General features: G+C 65.7%; 14 protein-coding genes and 1 pseudogene. 9 read left to right on the forward strand and 6 right to left on the reverse strand.

Features of this window, described 5'->3' with window-relative positions; all coding sequences use genetic code 11:
• Positions 1-984: HNH endonuclease signature motif containing protein (locus B141_RS40910; RefSeq protein ID WP_020576178.1), on the forward strand; the 984-nt coding region annotated here is incomplete at its 5' end.
• Between the two features lie 397 nt (positions 985-1,381).
• Here the strand turns inward: B141_RS40910 and B141_RS0115975 are convergent.
• The 4 genes from B141_RS0115975 to B141_RS0115985 all read right to left on the reverse strand — a co-directional run bounded on the left by B141_RS0115975 (position 1,382) and on the right by B141_RS0115985 (position 4,157).
• Positions 1,382-1,729, reverse strand: coding sequence for a hypothetical protein (locus B141_RS0115975; protein ID WP_157181042.1), 348 nt, complete (start codon positions 1,727-1,729; stop codon positions 1,382-1,384).
• A gap of 216 nt (positions 1,730-1,945) precedes the next feature.
• Complete coding sequence (locus B141_RS52265; protein WP_272944080.1) at positions 1,946-2,068, reverse strand: hypothetical protein; 123 nt, start codon at positions 2,066-2,068, stop codon at positions 1,946-1,948.
• Between the two features lie 145 nt (positions 2,069-2,213).
• Positions 2,214-2,549: a hypothetical protein gene (locus B141_RS0115980; protein ID WP_020576180.1), complete on the reverse strand. Its 336-nt coding sequence runs from the start codon at positions 2,547-2,549 to the stop codon at positions 2,214-2,216.
• A gap of 159 nt (positions 2,550-2,708) precedes the next feature.
• A complete protein-coding gene (locus B141_RS0115985) occupies positions 2,709-4,157 on the reverse strand; it encodes an MFS transporter (protein ID WP_084678319.1) in 1,449 nt (482 codons plus the stop codon).
• A 250-nt stretch (positions 4,158-4,407) separates the two neighbouring features.
• Between B141_RS0115985 and B141_RS0115990 the strand changes: the two genes are divergently transcribed.
• Both B141_RS0115990 and B141_RS52270 read left to right on the forward strand, forming a co-directional pair.
• Positions 4,408-6,285: a glycoside hydrolase family 15 protein gene (locus B141_RS0115990; protein ID WP_020576182.1), complete on the forward strand. Its 1,878-nt coding sequence runs from the start codon at positions 4,408-4,410 to the stop codon at positions 6,283-6,285.
• Between the two features lie 287 nt (positions 6,286-6,572).
• The gene (locus B141_RS52270; RefSeq protein ID WP_084678320.1) at positions 6,573-8,375 is read left to right on the forward strand and encodes an inositol monophosphatase family protein; all 1,803 of its coding nucleotides are present in this window, start codon (positions 6,573-6,575) and stop codon (positions 8,373-8,375) included.
• 24 nt (positions 8,376-8,399) lie between these two features.
• On the opposite strand, the gene B141_RS47490 is transcribed toward B141_RS52270, so the two are convergent.
• Positions 8,400-8,570 carry a DUF1905 domain-containing protein gene (locus B141_RS47490; RefSeq protein WP_020576184.1) on the reverse strand — a complete coding sequence of 57 codons (171 nt, stop codon included), beginning with the start codon at positions 8,568-8,570 and terminating at the stop codon, positions 8,400-8,402.
• A 634-nt stretch (positions 8,571-9,204) separates the two neighbouring features.
• On the opposite strand from B141_RS47490, the pseudogene B141_RS40920 reads away from it, so the two are divergent.
• From B141_RS40920 to B141_RS50735, 3 genes and pseudogenes are all read left to right on the forward strand, one after another.
• Positions 9,205-10,469 (forward strand): annotated as a pseudogene (locus tag B141_RS40920) (FAD-dependent oxidoreductase).
• A gap of 10 nt (positions 10,470-10,479) precedes the next feature.
• The gene (locus B141_RS50730; protein ID WP_020576186.1) at positions 10,480-10,749 is read left to right on the forward strand and encodes a hypothetical protein; all 270 of its coding nucleotides are present in this window, start codon (positions 10,480-10,482) and stop codon (positions 10,747-10,749) included.
• Positions 10,740-10,994, forward strand: a complete 255-nt coding sequence (locus B141_RS50735; RefSeq protein ID WP_020576187.1) for a GNAT family N-acetyltransferase — start codon at positions 10,740-10,742, stop codon at positions 10,992-10,994. Before B141_RS50730 ends, B141_RS50735 begins: the two co-directional genes overlap by 10 nt.
• A gap of 145 nt (positions 10,995-11,139) precedes the next feature.
• Here B141_RS50735 and B141_RS0116020 read toward each other — a convergent pair whose 3' ends face one another.
• Positions 11,140-12,153: a Fic family protein gene (locus B141_RS0116020; protein ID WP_020576188.1), complete on the reverse strand. Its 1,014-nt coding sequence runs from the start codon at positions 12,151-12,153 to the stop codon at positions 11,140-11,142.
• Between the two features lie 648 nt (positions 12,154-12,801).
• Here B141_RS0116020 and B141_RS0116030 point away from each other — a divergent pair.
• From B141_RS0116030 to B141_RS0116040, 3 genes are all read left to right on the forward strand, one after another.
• Positions 12,802-14,181 (forward strand): hypothetical protein, encoded by a 1,380-nt coding sequence (locus tag B141_RS0116030; protein ID WP_020576190.1) that lies wholly within the window; start codon positions 12,802-12,804, stop codon positions 14,179-14,181.
• A 332-nt stretch (positions 14,182-14,513) separates the two neighbouring features.
• On the forward strand, positions 14,514-15,059 hold the full coding sequence (locus tag B141_RS0116035; protein WP_020576191.1) for a hypothetical protein: 546 nt from the start codon (positions 14,514-14,516) through the stop codon (positions 15,057-15,059).
• Positions 15,060-15,232: 173 nt separating this feature from the next.
• On the forward strand, positions 15,233-15,790 hold the full coding sequence (locus B141_RS0116040) for a hypothetical protein (RefSeq protein WP_157181043.1): 558 nt from the start codon (positions 15,233-15,235) through the stop codon (positions 15,788-15,790).
• The last annotated feature ends 30 nt before the right edge of the window (positions 15,791-15,820 follow it).

A 15,820-nucleotide genomic window follows, 5' to 3' on the forward strand; every position in this document is an offset into this window, starting at 1 on the left:
GCCAAAGCGTTGGAGACCAACCTTCAAGCCACCGGCCAGGCACTTGCCGCAGGCCGAATCTCTTTCCTGCACGCCAAGATCATCCGTGAATCGATCAACCTTCTGCCCAAGGACATCAGCGACGACCAGAAACGCGAGGGCGAGAAGCGTCTACTGGAGTTGGCGACCCGCCACGATCCGAAAGAGCTACGACAGCTGGGGATCCACCTCTACGAGACGATCGACCCCGAAGACGCCGAACGGCGGCTGGGTGAGCAACTCGAACGAGAACGTAAGCGCGCCGAACAGAAGCGATCCATCACCTTCTCCCACTCCGGCCCAGGTTTGCAGTCCGCCCGCGTGCAACTGCCCACCGACGAAATGGCACGCCTCAAAGCACTCCTCGACCCGCTCGCCAGACCACGCAAGACCGACGCGAACGGACCCGACACCCGCACCGCCTCCCGCCGCCTCGGCGACGCCTTCGTCGAACTCCTCGACCTCACCCTCGCCGCAGGTGAAGCACCCACCCGGGGCGGGACCAAGCCCCAAATCATCATCACCATGAAACTCACCGACCTCGTCACCGGAATCGGCTACGCCACCCTGGACAGCGGCGAACAAATCTCCGCCGAAACCGCGAGACTCCTGGCCTGCGACGCCGACGTCATCCCCGCCGTCCTCGACAGCAAAGGCCAGGTCCTCGACCTCGGCCGCACCACCCGCTTCTTCACCACCGCCCAACGCCACGCCCTAGGCATCCGCGACGGCATGGAATGCAACTTTCCAGGCTGCGATCGCCCCGCCAAATGGTGCGACGCCCACCACATAACCCACTGGGCAGACGGAGGCCGAACCGACCTCAACAACGGCGTCCTGTTGTGCGGAGCCCACCACAACCTCATCCACAACAGCGACTGGCAAGCCCGCATGGGACCAAACGGCAAACCCGAATACATACCCCCACCCTGGATCGACATCAACCAACGCCCCATCCGCACCTAAAAACGACAGCCATAGATCGGAATGTTGGTGTCGTCGGCGTAGTGGCCGACTTCAGCTCGGCGTTGATGGCGTCCGCGGTATCAGCTCCAGCGTTCGAGGCGCCACTGGTCGCGGACCGCCGCATCACGCACTCACCGAGGCAGACCTGGACGAGCAGCGACCGAGCCACCTGTGTGGCACGAGGTCGGCGGGCGCCGTAATGCATATCCTGATCGACGAGCAGATCCACCACAGCGCCGAACTTACGCTCCTGCGTGACCTCTATCGCTGGACGCCGACGACTTTACATTCACGAGAGCGATGCCTAGCCAATCGGGCCCTGGTGCACTCATCGTCGCCGGGGCGTGCCGGTCGTTGGAGTCACGCTGGGGCAGCTGGATTTCCACCAGGGTCGCCCTCATTGAGGGATGACTGCATCGGGACTGACGCCACGCGCGAGCAACTTCTCGCGGAGTTCGCTGTGTTCACTCGGTGTCAGCGCCATCCACAGACCGGAGCCCGTGTCGCTCGCGCTGTAGATCAGCTTCTCGGAGTTATCCAACCCCTCCGCACCGGTCGTGAATGGTGACAGAGCCACTACCAGCTCAAACTGTTCGCCATTCCTGGGATCCACCTCGACGTCCATGTAGAGCACGGAGTCGGCGGCCTCGTGCCGGCCCGCCTTCTCAAGGTTTGCAAGGCGAATCAGAGCCTGGAGCGGGCCTGTCGCCTGCGCCGGCCACGGCCGGTCGGAAACGCCGTCCACCCACAGGCATCGAAGCTCACCACGAAGAACCCGCAGCCCTTCTTGGTGAGCGGCGAGCGTCGCAGAGTCATCGGCGTCGTCGCAAAGGATGCACGCCCGCCGAGGAACCGGACTGGACATAGCGACCTCCTGAGTCAGGGAATCCCGCAGACACACGTGCGCTGTCCTGGGCCAGAGAAGACGGCTCACATGCCCGGGTTGACGACGCCGGCATGATTAGCCCGCGCCGATGTCGCTAAGCCATTGGCGTAGTGAGCGGCGACGGTCGCCGAGAAGCAGGATCTGTCCGCAGATCGCGGCCGCGCCCAGCCACATGATCGGGATCCAATACCAAGGCACAGTCTGAATCTACGCCCGGTGCCGCAACACAGTGCAGTACGCAGAGCCCAGTCAGTGAAACAAGCTCAGGCGAGCTTGGACTCGCCGAGTTCCAGATAGGTCGTGAAGGCTTCCTCGGTCTGTGCACGCCCGTGCACACGTCATGTCAGTCGTCGATCGGGTCGCCGAGCCAGCGACGCAGGTAGGACGCTGCTGCATCAAGGTCGTCGGCATCGCAGCCCCAGGTGAGCGACCTGACCCATTCCCAGCGGGCGTGGCCGTCGTACGCGACGCACCACAGCGTCATCCACGTCAGCGACTGGCGTGGATAGAGGGTTTGTACGCCCCAGCCTCGGGCCACGTCCTCCACCAGTTCGGCGTCGTATCCCTCGCCGACGAGTCGCTCGCATAGCTTCTCCGCGTACCGCTTGCTGATGTCGCGTTGTTCGGCGACTTTTGCTGCCACTCGGTCCCTCGCGCCTGCCATGTCCACCCGGTTCATCCCTCCTCGTTGAGAACCGCGCCAGCAAGGCCGTCCGGCCGTTTACGTTTCGAGTTTGAAGGGCGCCGGCAGGACCAGACCAGGACACAGGACGGCCATCTGGCGGCCCACCTCCGGCCATGGGGCGGACGCGAGGCGCGCGAGAACGCGCGACAGGTTCTAGGTTCTGCTGCTTCTGGTCGGAGTCAGCGTCCGGGGCAGGTATGCCGATGCCACCAGTCCTACCAACGCAACTACGGCGAGGACGGCCATGGCGAGCCCGTATGAGCGTGCGGGCGTGGCGGTGATTCCAGCGACGAGGATGGTGCCGGCGACGGCAGTGCCAAGGGACGAGCCGAGGTTGGACACGCTGCGGGAAAGGCCCGAGATCTCGCCTTGGAGGTCCTCGCTGAAGCTCGACTGTACGACGTTGACCGAGGGGGTCAGCATGGTGCCGAGTCCGACACCGATGAGGAAAAGTCCGGGTGCGAAGGCCCACGCACTCGGGGAGCCGATCACCATGGCGAGCAGGAGGCCGATGCCGGTGATCGAGATGACGAAGCCGCCCAGGATGAGGCTGCGCTGCGTGTGCCGCTTCGCGAGGCGTTCGGCGGCAAGCGACGACACGAGAAGGCCGGCGGTGGCGGCGGTGAAGATCACGCCGGTCTGGATCGCGTCGTAGCCGCGGACGACCTGCAGGTAGGCGGCGACGACGAACGACGCGCCCATGAGGAGCTGCCACTGGGTGTTCTGCGTGATGAGGCCGAGGTTTGACGTGCGGTTGCGGAACAGGCCCGTTGACAGCAACGGTTCCTTGCCCGCGCGCTCCTTCGCCCGCACTGACCGGAAGAAGAACGCGAGGACGATGGCCCCGGCGGCGATCAAGGTGATCATCAGCCAGCCGTTGGTCTCTGCCGCCAGGATGCCCGTAACAAGCAGGATGAGTCCGACGGCCGAGAGGATTGCTCCACCGATGTCGAAGGGCCGGCTGGGATCCGGAGGAAGTGGGTCGGGGAGTTGGCGGCTCAGCCAGACGATCACGGCGACGACCAATGCCTGGAACACGAACGCCGCCCGCCAGCTGATCGAAGAAGTGATGATGCCACCGATCAACGGCCCAGCCGCGGCGCCGACCCCTCCGAGAGCGCTGATGGCACCGAACGCACGTGCGCGCGAGGTGACCTCGGTGAACAGCAGCGTGGCAAGGATGTAGACCGGCGGGATCAGCAGGGCCGTTCCGACGCCTTCAAGGATCGAGTTTCCGAGAATGAGCACACCCAGTCGGGGAGAGACCGCACTCAACAAGGCGCCGATGCCGTACACCACAAGACCGGTCGTGAAGCAGCGTTTCCTGCCATAGCGGTCGGTCAGCTTGCCGCCCGGGATCATCAGCGCGGCCATGACCAGCAGGAAGATCGTGATCGCGATCTGTACGCCATGAACGGTGGTGCCGAGATCCCGGCTGATGTCGTTGATCATCACGTTCATATTGGAGCCGGCGAAGCTGCAGATGAACTGAGCGAGGGCCAACGGAACAAGCGCCCTTCGCAGTGCACGTGGCGGTCGTCCACCCCGACCAGGCTCAGCCACACCACACCTGCTTTCGCCGCGAGGCGTGGCGCAGCTCATGCCGTTCCCGCGACATTCAGGAGTATTCGTATTCGAATCTCATAATGCCCGAAAACGTCATCGGAGTGGCCACGCGCTTATATCGTAGCTTGGCTTGCGGGGGGCCCTGCCAAGTGATTCCCTTGATTTCAAGGGAAAGTCTCCTGGCGGGGTTGAACTTGCCGACTTTCCAACACAATTCGATTGCCCCAGGGGCCGCGTGTCTTTATCGACACGCTGGGGGAAATAGGCGATACGCAGGGGGGTTCGGATGGATAACTATCCGGCGATAGAGGATCACGCTCTGATTGGCGATCTGCAGACGGCGGCCCTGGTGGCGACCGATGGCACGATTGACTGGTTCTGTGCGCCACGGTTCGACTCGCCCAGCATCTTCGCGGCACTGCTCGATCGGCGACGGGGCGGTAGTTTCCGGATCTCCCCGACCGGAACCAACTATGTGACCAGGCAGCTGTACCTACCCGGCACGCCGATCGTGGTGACCCGGTTCCTCAGCGCGGACGGGGTAGGTGAAGTCATCGACTTCGCCCCGATCGCCGGCGACCAGGCCACCGACCGCCACCGGCTGGTGCGGATGGTGCGGGTGGTCCGCGGCCAGATGCGGTTCCGCCTCGACTGCGAGCCGCGGTTCAACTACGGACGTGACCCGGCACAGATCGAGGTGACCTCCGACGGTGCCGTCTTCCGCAGCCCGGCCATGACGATGAACGTCTGCGCCTCGCGCCTGCCGAATCATCGCCTGGTGCGGGAGGAGGATGTGCACCGCACGGAGCACGGCATCCAGCTCGTGGCAGACCTGGCTGCCGGAGACATCGGCGGCGTCGTGCTCGAGACCTCACCCGCCGAGCCGGTGCACCTGATCCAGCCGAGAGAGCTGGTCGAGCTGTTCGAACAGACCCGCACCTTCTGGCGCTCGTGGATTGGCCGGTCACGCTACCGAGGTCGCTGGCGGGAGATGGTCGAGCGCTCCGCGATGACGCTGAAGCTCATGACGTACGCCCCCACCGGCGCGCTCGTCGCCGCACCCACGGCGGGCCTGCCCGAGCAGATCGGCGGCGAACGCAACTGGGACTACCGGTTCACGTGGGTACGCGACGCCTCGTTCTCCGTGTACGCCCTACTCGGCCTGGGCTTCACCGCCGAGGCGCAGGCGTTCCTGAGATGGCTCAACAACCGTGTCCGCGACGCTGCCGAAGACTCGGGCCCGCTGCAGATCATGTACCGCATCGACGGATCCCCCCACCTAACAGAAGAGATCCTCGACCACTTCGAGGGATACAAAGGTTCCAGCCCGGTCCGCATCGGCAACGCCGCCGCCGACCAACTCCAGCTTGACATCTACGGTGAGGCGCTGGACTCGCTGTATCTCGCCGACACCCACGATCTGCGGATGTCTCACAAGGCGTGGCAGCACACCAACGCCCTGGTCGAATGGCTTTGCGATCACTGGGACCAGCCCGACGACGGGATCTGGGAGACCCGGGGCGGCCGTCAGAACTTCGTGTACGGCCGGCTCATGTCCTGGGTCGCCTTTGACCGAGCCATCCGGCTCGCCCAGAGCCGCGGCCGTCCCGCCAACATCAGCCGCTGGACGGATATGCGCGACAAGATCTACCACCAGATCATGACGCACGGCTTTCACGACAAGCGCGAGGCGTTCGTCCAGAACTACACCAACGACGTACTCGACGCGTCCCTGCTGTACATGCCACTCGTCGACTTCATCGGCCCCACCGACCCCATGTGGCAGTCCACCTTGCGCGCAATGGACGAAGAGCTCGTCTCGGACAGCCTGGTCTACCGCTACGACCCGATCGCCTCACCGGACGGCCTTCGCGGCTCCGAAGGCACCTTCACCATGTGCACCTTCTGGTATGTCGACGCACTCGCCCGATCGGGCCGACTCGAAGAAGCCCGTCTCACCTTCGAGAAGATGCTGACCTACGACAACCACCTCGGCCTCTACTCCGAGGAGATCGCGCCCACCGGAGAGCAGATCGGCAACTTCCCGCAGGCATTCAGCCACCTCTCGCTGATCAGCGCGGCGATGAACCTGGACTACCAGCTCGACCACGGCGCCGGCTACGTCGAACCCGTCCTCGGACACGGTCTGAAGGCCGCCCCGTAAGGGTGTGCTGGCGGCTCCGTGGTGGCACCACACGGGCTTCAGCTCCGCGACCCTCGACTACGAAGCGCTTGATCGTGCGTACGAAACGGCGGTAACGCGGTGTACTGCCATCCGGCGCGTGGAGGTCACCACCGTCGACGAATGGGGCACACCCTCAACGCCGCCACCTGGGCACTCCCAAGCCGCGACGCCCTCGACGGCGGGCGTCCGACGTTGGCCTTCTACGGTGCGGACGTCGGTGCCCTGATCGCGTCGCCGGCGCTAAGTTCGCTCATGGGACCGCCCCGGTGGCTGGTCCGTCGAGGAGGTGGCTCGCGATCTCAGCGTCGATATCCGCCGACGTGGTGTCCGCGCTCGGGCTGGACGGCCCGGACGCCGAGCCGATCGTCGGCGGTCGGGTCAGCAAGGTCTGGCGGGCCTACCGGGACGGCGCGCCGGTCGCGCTGCGCCAGTCGCCACCCTTCCGCCGCCTGCCCGAGGTCGCCTACGAGTGTGACCTCCTGGTGACCCTCGCCGGGGTGGGCGCGCCAGTGGCGGCCGTCATCGCGGGACCGACGCTGGTGAACGGCTCGGTCTGGGTGGCGTTCTCCTGGGTCGACGGCGCACACCCGGCGGTCCCGGTCGAGGACCCGGCAAGCTACGGCCGTCTGCTCGCCGAGCTCCATGAGCACACCGCTGCGCCGGTGGCTCGGCTCGGGCAACGACCGGGCTGGGGCCGGCTTGATGAGTTCCTCACGGTGCCGCGCCCCGGCGGCGGCCGCACGATGGCGGAGGTTCTGCCGGACTTCGAGCGGGCGTTCGGTGCGGCGGGGGCGTGGCTGCGGCAGATGGCTGAGGAGGTGCACGGACGCCTGACCGCGGCGTCGATCGGGTCGTTCCCGCGGGTCGTGGCCCACGGCGACTTCGCTCCGGGCCAGGTGCTGATGCGCGACGACAGCGTCGGCGCGGTCGTCGACTGGGACTTCGCGCACCTGGACCTGCGGTTGGCCGACCTCGCGGTCGCCGCGTCGCTGGCGCGGCCCACCGTGGCCCGGGCGGCCGCGTTCGTACGCGGCTACCTCGACGTCGCAGGCACAGATGTCGGTGACCTCGACCTGCTCGCGGATCTGCGCCGTGCGTTCCACCTGAGCAACCTCGGCAATTATCTCTGCGCGCGCTGGGCCAACGGCGCCGACATCGCGCCGCAGGTGACGATGCTCACCGAACGCCTCGAGCGCGAGCAGTGGTGGGGTCCGACGCTGGTGGCCGCGGCTCGCGAGGCCACCAGCACCCGTTTCACGCGCCCGAACCCGCCCGGCACGACACCGGTCACCCGCGCATCATCCGACCTCGAGCTGGCGCAGGCACTTGCCGACCGCGCGGCGGTGGTCGCGCTGCACTACTTCGAGCGCGGCGTCACTACGCAGACCAAGGCGGACGCGAGCCCGGTCACCGAGGCAGACCGAGCGGTGGAGCGGCTCCTCCGGGACGCGCTGGCCGAGCTCCGGCCCGACGACGGGGTGCTGGGCGAAGAGTTCGGCGGCCACGGAACCGACGATCGGACCTGGATCCTCGACCCGATCGACGGGACGGGCGCGTTCGCCCGCGGTGACCCGAACTGGCGGATCCAGCTCGCCCTCGACAGCGGCGGCGAGATCATCGTGGCCGTCGTCGACGCGCCGGCGTTGGACGTCCGCTGGTGGGCGGCGACCGGCACCGGCACCTACGAACGCGTGGCCGGCGGGCCCGACCGGCGTCTGCGGGTCTCGAAGACGGCGACGGTCGAAGATGCGCTCGTCGCCGCTCACCCGTCGCCACTCGCCGACCGGCTACCGGCCGCAACCCGCCAACCGGCCCCGACGCCACTCCCCCTCGTCGAGCTCATCCGCGGCGAACTCGACGCCTACCTCGTGCAGTGCTGCCACACCTGGGACCACGCGCCCTGGATCCTGCTCGTCCACGAGGCCGGTGGCTCGTTCACCGACCACCGCGGCGGGATCGCTCCGGACCAGCGCGGTGGGTTGTACTCCAACGGCCGGATCCACCACGATCTGCTTGCCGCGCTGTCACCGCCCATCACGCCCAGGGCGAGCGCGGCGCCGACGGCGTAGGGGTTGAAGCCTCCGACGTACCGGTCACGTCGCGGGCGCGCCCATCCTGGCGATCGAGGTCCGGAACGTGAAGCCGTTGACGGTGGCGGTCACCTTCGGATGGCCACCGCCGCCGAGCTTTTCCACGACCGGCTCAGGAACCTCGAAGCCCGCAGTGGCCTTGCCAATCGATTCCAGCTCAGGTCGAAATCTCATCGCGGCGCCTTCCTCATTGATATTCCCACTACGCCGAACGTTGTGAGTAGCGACGGCGATATCTTCGGTGGGATGTTGAAGTTGATTCCCCCGGTGCTCCACGGACGCAGCCGAAGTGCCGCAACTCGGTGACGAACGGCGCGCCCGGCCCGGCCAGAGCGACGATCGCCTCGACGGCGCCAGGCGTCAGTTCGCGCCCAGATCGCACGGCGGCTCGGGCAATACCTCTGCCGTCTGGCGCATTCGATCGATGGAATCGAAGGCTCTGGTGACAACAGCCTCCCTACCGTCCGGCCACCGGACGTAGGCAGCGCCGGACTGTCCCTGTTCGATCAGGCCAACCCACTCCAGACGACAGCCGGCACGCTCGTTCAGCGCCAGAACAACCTCCCGACTCATCCACCCACCACCGCAGATCGGGTCCACGACACAGCACTTGCGCAACACATGGCGCCTCGGCAAGGCGAGCCGTCGCGATCATGCCGAATGCCGGCCTGCCACACCGCGTCCACTCACCGTCACAGCACGGAGGTGGCCAGAAACGACTGGCGTCCCTGGCCGCTTGATGCGGGGAGCTGTTGGCGTCCAGGATGGCCTGTCACGCGTAGGCAGACTCGCATGGTGGAGCGGATAGGTGTCGTACGACGTAGTTGTCATCGGTGGCGGTCCCGCGGGATCGACGGCCGCGATTCAGGCGGCACGGCTGGGTGCACGGACCCTGCTGGTGGAAAAGAACGCCATGCTCGGCGGGACCACGACCAGCGCGGCGATCGACATTCCCGGGTTGTTCCACGCGTGGGGCCGCCAGGTGATCGCGGCATCGGATGGGACGTGGTACGCCGGGCGGTCGAGGTCGCGGGCGACAAGCTGCCCGACTTCAGCAACTATGACCAGCCCGCCAACCGGCTCAGCGTACGCGTGAATCGCGCAATCTACGCTGCCCTGCTCGATGATGCCGTCGTTGGATCCGGCGCCACGCTGCTCTTCCACACCCTGCTCGCCGCTGTCGAGCGGCAAGACGAGCAATGGCGCCTGACTCTCTGCGGTAAGGAAGGGCTGTTCGAGGAGCGTGCCCGGGTGCTGGTCGACTGCTCAGGCGACGCCAACGCGGTGGCACTCGCCGGATACGAACGCGAACAGAACGACGAACGCCAGCCGGCCACCTACGACGCGTGCTTCAGCGGGTTCGACGCCGCGGCCATCAACTATGACGCGCTCGATCGTGCGTACGAAGCAGCGGTAACCGCCGGCGCACTTCGGCTCACCGACCTCGGAACCCACCAGGACCACGCGCGTGGCTTCCTCCGGTATCGCGGTCGCAACTCCATGCACCTACCTGGCATCGACGGCAGCACGAGTCGTGGCCGGACGGCCGCCGAGATCGAGGGCCGACGGGGCCTCATGCGAATCTTCGAGTTCCTGCGCGTGCAGCCCGGACTCGAGAACCTCACGATCGACTACTTCGCTGCCGAATGCGGTATCCGTGAGACCTATACGATCGCGGGCAAGAAACGGATCACCGTCGACGACTATGCCGGCGGGCGGATGTGGGACGACGCTGTGTGCTACAGCTTCTACCCGATCGACGTCCACAGACCGAGCGGGCACGGCATCGACTACCGCGTGCTCGCCAAGGACACCTTTCCGACGATTCCGCGCGGTGCGATGCTCCCCTTTGGTAGCCAATGGCTCCTTGTCGCCGGCCGGTGCGTCGCGGGTGATCAGGAGGCCAACTCCGCGTACCGCGTCCAGGCGTCCTGCATGGCCATGGGCCAGGCGGCTGGTGCGATGGCCGCTCTTTCCGCGCGGTCGCACACCGAACCGGAGGAGCTAGCGCTCGCCGACATCCATGCGGCGCTACGCGCCCACGGCGCCATCGTGCCGGGCGACATCTCCTAGGATCGCGGCCATGCCTGAATGGGTGAGGCTGAAGCTCGATTTGGCGACGTTCGACGCGAACGCGTTCGAACCCTACCTCCAGCGAAGTCTAGCGGCGGGGATCGAGCTCATGACCATCGCAGAGTTGAGCGACACCCTCGGGAATCGGCGCGCCCTGTACGAGTTGAACAAAACATGTTCGGCCGACATCCCGGAGCGCGGCGAGTTCTTCACCTTCGAGGAGTACGTCGCCAACCGATTGAACCCGTCGGTCTACGATCCGCAAACGGCGTGTGCGTAGCGATCGACGCCGGCCAATGGATTGGCTTCTCCGCCACCTCGATCCAACGGGCCGAGGACTGCGCGTACAGCATGATGACGGGCATCCTGCGCAGCCACCGAGGACGCGGTCTGTCGCTGGCCTTGAAACTCGCCGCCATCACCTTCGCCCGGGAGTCGGGCGTGCAGTGGCTGCGCGCAGACCACCACCCCGCAAACGCCCCCGCTATCGCGATGAACCGCCGTCTCGGGTTCGTTCCGGTCTAGCTGGCACGCTGCGGGCAGACCATGAGAGGGAAGCACCACTGAGAGCCGCCCGGCCCGCCGACCGTACCAACCAACCATACGCAACACCAATGGGGAACTCGGGCAGCCAGCTGACGCGGGTGCCAAAGCTGGCCGGAGACCCGATCTACGGACGACTTGCCCGCTTGAACCGGTTCTTCTTGTACGCCTCGACAGCGCGGCGGCTGGACCGCCAGGTACCGTCCGAGGCGAGTTCGGCGTCGAGCTTGCCCCGCCTTGCCGCCTGTCGTAAGGCCTCGTACGACAGGTCCTTGGTGGCCAATGACTTCAGCGGTACCAGCCGCGCTGGCCCGGCGATGTTCGGCACGACGAACCGGTGCAGGTTGTCGATGACGGAGCGGGCTATCAGCTCGGCAAGTGCGCCCGGGTCGCCATTGTCGGCCCGATCCAGCGCGTCCAGGTAACGGTTGCGATCCCTTTTGAAGATGATCGCCGGCGGGTAGCCGAGGCGAACCAAGATCAGGTTCAATACCAGCCGGCCGGCGCGGCCGTTCCCATCGATGAACGGATGGATCCGCTCGAAGCCACAATGCAACTCCGCGAGCCTCACCGGGACCTCGACGGCTGCACTCGTGCCGCCGCGCATCGCCTTCCCGAAGGAGATGACGTCGCGCACCCAATCCGAGATCTGCGGCTCAACGTCTGTCCAGGACGGTGGCCGCATCCCGTTGCCGAACGGCTGGATGTCGTGGCGGCGGAATTTGCCCGGAGACTCATCCGCGGTGGCTTCGGGATGTGGGGCGATTTCCCACACCTTCACCATCGCCTCATGGTGAATCTGACGAACTTCGGTGATCGTGACCAGACGGCCAGTCGCCCACCCACTCGGTTCAACAGCCTGCCCATAGACCCAGCGCGCCGCCTCGCCGTAGCCCAGGACCTCCATGTACTCCTTCAAGTCCTTCGCGCCGACTGCCCGACGCTGCTCCAGCAGCGCCTCCACCTCACGCAACACCAGTGTGTTGCCCTCGATCGCGGTCGAGTTGTGGGCCTCCAGGTGCCAGATATCATCCCAAATCTGCTGCGCCTCACCAGGCCGAGGCAACCCACCGAACCGCTGCAGCTCCTCGATCGCAGCTTCAAACCGCGCGTAGATCGTTTCCCTGCTCGGCCGCCCCATCTGTGCACGCCTCCCACCTAACGCCGAAGTTGATACACCACTTCGCGCGGTAACTGTACAGGACAACTTCACCGATCCTGATCCACGCCCTCGCTACCCAACCAGACAGGACAATTTCCTCTCGGGTGTACTCACGGCCGTCCTGCCGGATGATGGGCTTCGTGGAGATGCCGTTCGACCGGGGTGGAACTGGGTACCACCACTCGGCGCACGCGTCCACGTGGATCGCATGCCGCGATGGGTCCGGATCTGGTACCGGACGCCGTTCGTTGACGGGTTCGCCATGGAGTGGATGTGGCATCACGGTGGCTTCGACGTACTGCCACCCGGCGTCGACTAAACCCAAGCGCAGCCGGCCACAGGCGCGGCTGGCAGGCCTTTCAGTAGGGGCTGAATCACTCGAAGCGGCTTTTCAATCAGAAACGGACAATTAGTTCCGTAACAGCTCATCCGAGGACGTCTTGCTGAATGAGCGGTTGATTATTTGTCCGACAAAACTTCCTGGCGTGCTGTTAGCATGCGTCGCCTTCTTGTGTATCTGGGTGGGGATGTTCCGCATTTCGGCGTTCTGGGTGGGGAGTTACGCATGTTTGCGGTTGGTTTGCCGGTTCGGGCTGTCTCGTTCAACGTCCGTTGGGCCCGGCTTTCATGAGCGGGCCGAGCGGCGCCGACCTCGCGTCTCGCGGTGTCGGGCTTTCGAGGCGAGCGCTGCTGGTCGCCGGGCTTGCGGTGGCTGGTTGCGGCCAGGTCGAGCGGCCCACGATCAGGACCATCAGCCACGAGAGCAGCAGCGATCCGGAGGCTCAGGCCCTACAGGAGATCCTCGACCGCAGGGCCAAGGCACTCCGTAACGACGACGAGCGGACGTTTCTCGCTGATCTCGACAGCCGCAGCAGCGGACTGATCGCCCAGCAGAAGATGGTTTTCGGTAACCTGCGCCAACTCGAGTTCACCAGGTTCGCCTACGTGACCGAGCAGGCCTCCCGTGTCAGCGAGGGAACGAGCCACGTGTTCAGCCGGGTGATCCAGATCACCCAGCTCACCACCGATGCCGGGCCCGGCGGCGTTGCGCCCGCTGAGACGTTCGAGTACACACTGGCCCCAAGAGACGGCAAGCTCGTCATCACCAAGATCCGGGGAAGCAACCGCAACACCGCCGCGGACCTCAGGCTGAACAGTCCGATGGCTGATGCGCCGTGGAACTTCACGGCCCTGCGCATCATCCGGGCCGGAAAGGTCTGGCTCGCCGGGGACTCGAGCGTCAAGAATCTCGACCGTTACGCCGACGCCGCCAAGACCCACCTGCATGAGGTCGAATCCCTCTGGGGCAACCGGATCAAGTTTCCCGGCCACATCCTGTTCTTCACGCGGAGCACCGAAAGTTTGAAGAACTGGTTTGGCGTGGGCCTGACCGGCGACCTGCTTTCCATGGTCGAAGGTCTCGAGATCCCCTTGCAGGGCGTACGCAAGGACGGCCAGATGTACGACGGCCAGTACGCAGGATCGCGGATCGTCGTCAACCTCAGGGCCGCGGAGCGGTGGGACGACGATCCAGAACTCGTGATGCGGCACGAGTTGGCGCACGCCGTGACCGCCCGGGCCACCAACGTTGCGGGAAGCTCCGGCTACCTCGCCTTGACAGCGCCACGGTGGGCGTTGGAGGGCTTCGCCCGTTGGGTGGAGACGGTAGGTAACCCGAGGCGGATGGACTACGTGCGCTACGTGGTGAGGGTCGCGGTGGCATCCGGCAACTTCTCGGGAAAGCCGCCCGGCATGAAGGAGTTCTACGGTAAGAACCTCCCCTTCAGCTACGACCTGAGCGCTTCGGTGTTCGCCTACGTCGACGACAGGAAGGGCCAGGACGCCGTTGTCGAGTTCTACGCCAACGTGATCAAGCATGCTGAGACAGTTGACTCGCCGTTGATCGACAAGCCGGAGTTCGACGAGATCTGCCGGCAGGTGATGGGCGTGCGGGCATCGGTGTTCCTCCAGAGGTGGGCCACCTTCGTTCGGAACGGAGCGAGATGACGAACGTGCCACCTTCCCACCGTCGACAACCGGAACGCCCTGCTCCCCGTGGACAGTGGCAAACCCCTGCACACGCACGGCCGCAACCGGGCCATCAGTGGCCGCCACCACCCCCGCAACCCCACGTTGACAGGCAGTGGCCGCAGCCTCAACCACCTCAACCGCCTCAATCACAGCGGCCACAGCGGCCACAGCGGCCACAGCAGCCACCTCAATCCGGTTGGCAGGGGCAGCCATCGCAAGCCCAACGGGCCTGGCCATCGCCGCCTGGGGTGCACGCACCAACTGGTGCTCCCGTAGCAAGGCGAAGGCGGCGACGCGGGCGCACCCTGTTGATCGCACTGCTGGTCGGGCTGTTCGCGTTCGTCGCGGGCGGGATCGCCAGCTATGCGGTGGCGAGCGATGCGACCCCCACGATCGGCCCGATGCCATGCGAGGATTCGGCCAGGCCGTGCGTACCCCGGCTCGAGGCCGCGATCGTGATCGGCGCGCTGAAGGCGCAAGGCCACACGTGCACCGAAAGCTCCGGACGATGGAGCTGCCTGCTGGCGATCGGTGTCACGCAGTACACCTTCTCGCTCGAGGAGACCGGAGGTCAGATCCACAAGTACTCCGCACGAGTCAGCAACGCTGACCTTGGTCCCTCCAGCGATACCTCGACCTCGCAGAGCAAGGCGGCCATGTCATACCTGTCGTGGTCGGCCCAGCTGACCTATTCGCACGACCCGGAGTTTTCGGCGGAGATCAGGGAGTGGCTCTCCAAGCAGGCCGGTAGCCAGGGCAAGACGGTGGCCGACGTCGGAGGCTACGAATACACAGTAGATGCCACCGATGAGCTGATCATCGACCTCAATGTGGAACCGGTGGTGCCGGAATGAATCCCCAACGGCCCACCGAACCCTCCCAGCCACAACCGGTCTGGCAGCCCGCACCGTCGTATCCGCCGCAGCATTCGCAGCACCATTCTCCGTACTATTCATCACAGTATTCGCCACCGCCGGTGCACCCGCCCGTACCCGACAAACCCGTGCGGCGGCGTCGAAGGACCGTGTTGATCGTGCTGGTGAGCGTATTCGCGTTCCTGCTCGGCGGGTCTGGCGGCGTGGCCACTGGGCTCTTCCTTGGCAGCAGGCCGCACGGCCCCACGGACACGCCTACGGCCGCCGGCGGCTTTCCCAATGCGAAGCACAGTTATCTGCACGGCGTTACCGTTTCCGCCGTCGCGGACGACTGGCTTACGAAAAGGAAACGCTGGAAGTGCGACCTGCCGGTAACCTACTCCGGCTCCAACAAGGGAACCAAGAAACGTATCGGGTGCGAGCCGCGCGACGACACCAGACTCCGCCTCCAGGTCAACATCGAGTACGCCGATGATGACCGCGTGCACGAGGTGAACCTCCGCTGCGATTACGGTCCTGGTGACCGCACCTGTGCCGAGCTGTTCACCGGCCTGGCCGAAGTCCTGCTGGCAAAGGACAACGAACTCCGTAAACAGGCTGTTGACTGGGCGCGGGTGAACGTCGACAGCGACGACTCGACAGTCGTCGGTAACGCCCGGCTGGTCGTCAGCCTGTCGCCGCACTACCTGCGGTGCACGCCCGCCAGTTGATTCGCCGGCCCCGCAGGCAGCGCAAGCGAA

This window comes from Actinopolymorpha alba DSM 45243 (genome assembly GCF_000373925.1).
Lineage (GTDB): Bacteria > Actinomycetota > Actinomycetes > Propionibacteriales > Actinopolymorphaceae > Actinopolymorpha > Actinopolymorpha alba.

Excerpts from the sequence above, each read along its gene's own strand:
- B141_RS47490 (WP_020576184.1), bottom strand. The coding sequence starts at position 8,570 with ATGAGATTTCGACCTGAGCTGGAATCGATTGGCAAGGCCACTGCGGGC.
- B141_RS50730 (WP_020576186.1), top strand. The coding sequence starts at position 10,480 with ATGCCTGAATGGGTGAGGCTGAAGCTCGATTTGGCGACGTTCGACGCG.
- B141_RS0115990 (WP_020576182.1), top strand. The coding sequence starts at position 4,408 with ATGGATAACTATCCGGCGATAGAGGATCACGCTCTGATTGGCGATCTG.
- B141_RS0116020 (WP_020576188.1), bottom strand. The coding sequence starts at position 12,153 with ATGGGGCGGCCGAGCAGGGAAACGATCTACGCGCGGTTTGAAGCTGCG.
- B141_RS0115980 (WP_020576180.1), bottom strand. The coding sequence starts at position 2,549 with ATGAACCGGGTGGACATGGCAGGCGCGAGGGACCGAGTGGCAGCAAAA.
- B141_RS0116030 (WP_020576190.1), top strand. The coding sequence starts at position 12,802 with ATGAGCGGGCCGAGCGGCGCCGACCTCGCGTCTCGCGGTGTCGGGCTT.
- B141_RS0115985 (WP_084678319.1), bottom strand. The coding sequence starts at position 4,157 with ATGAGCTGCGCCACGCCTCGCGGCGAAAGCAGGTGTGGTGTGGCTGAG.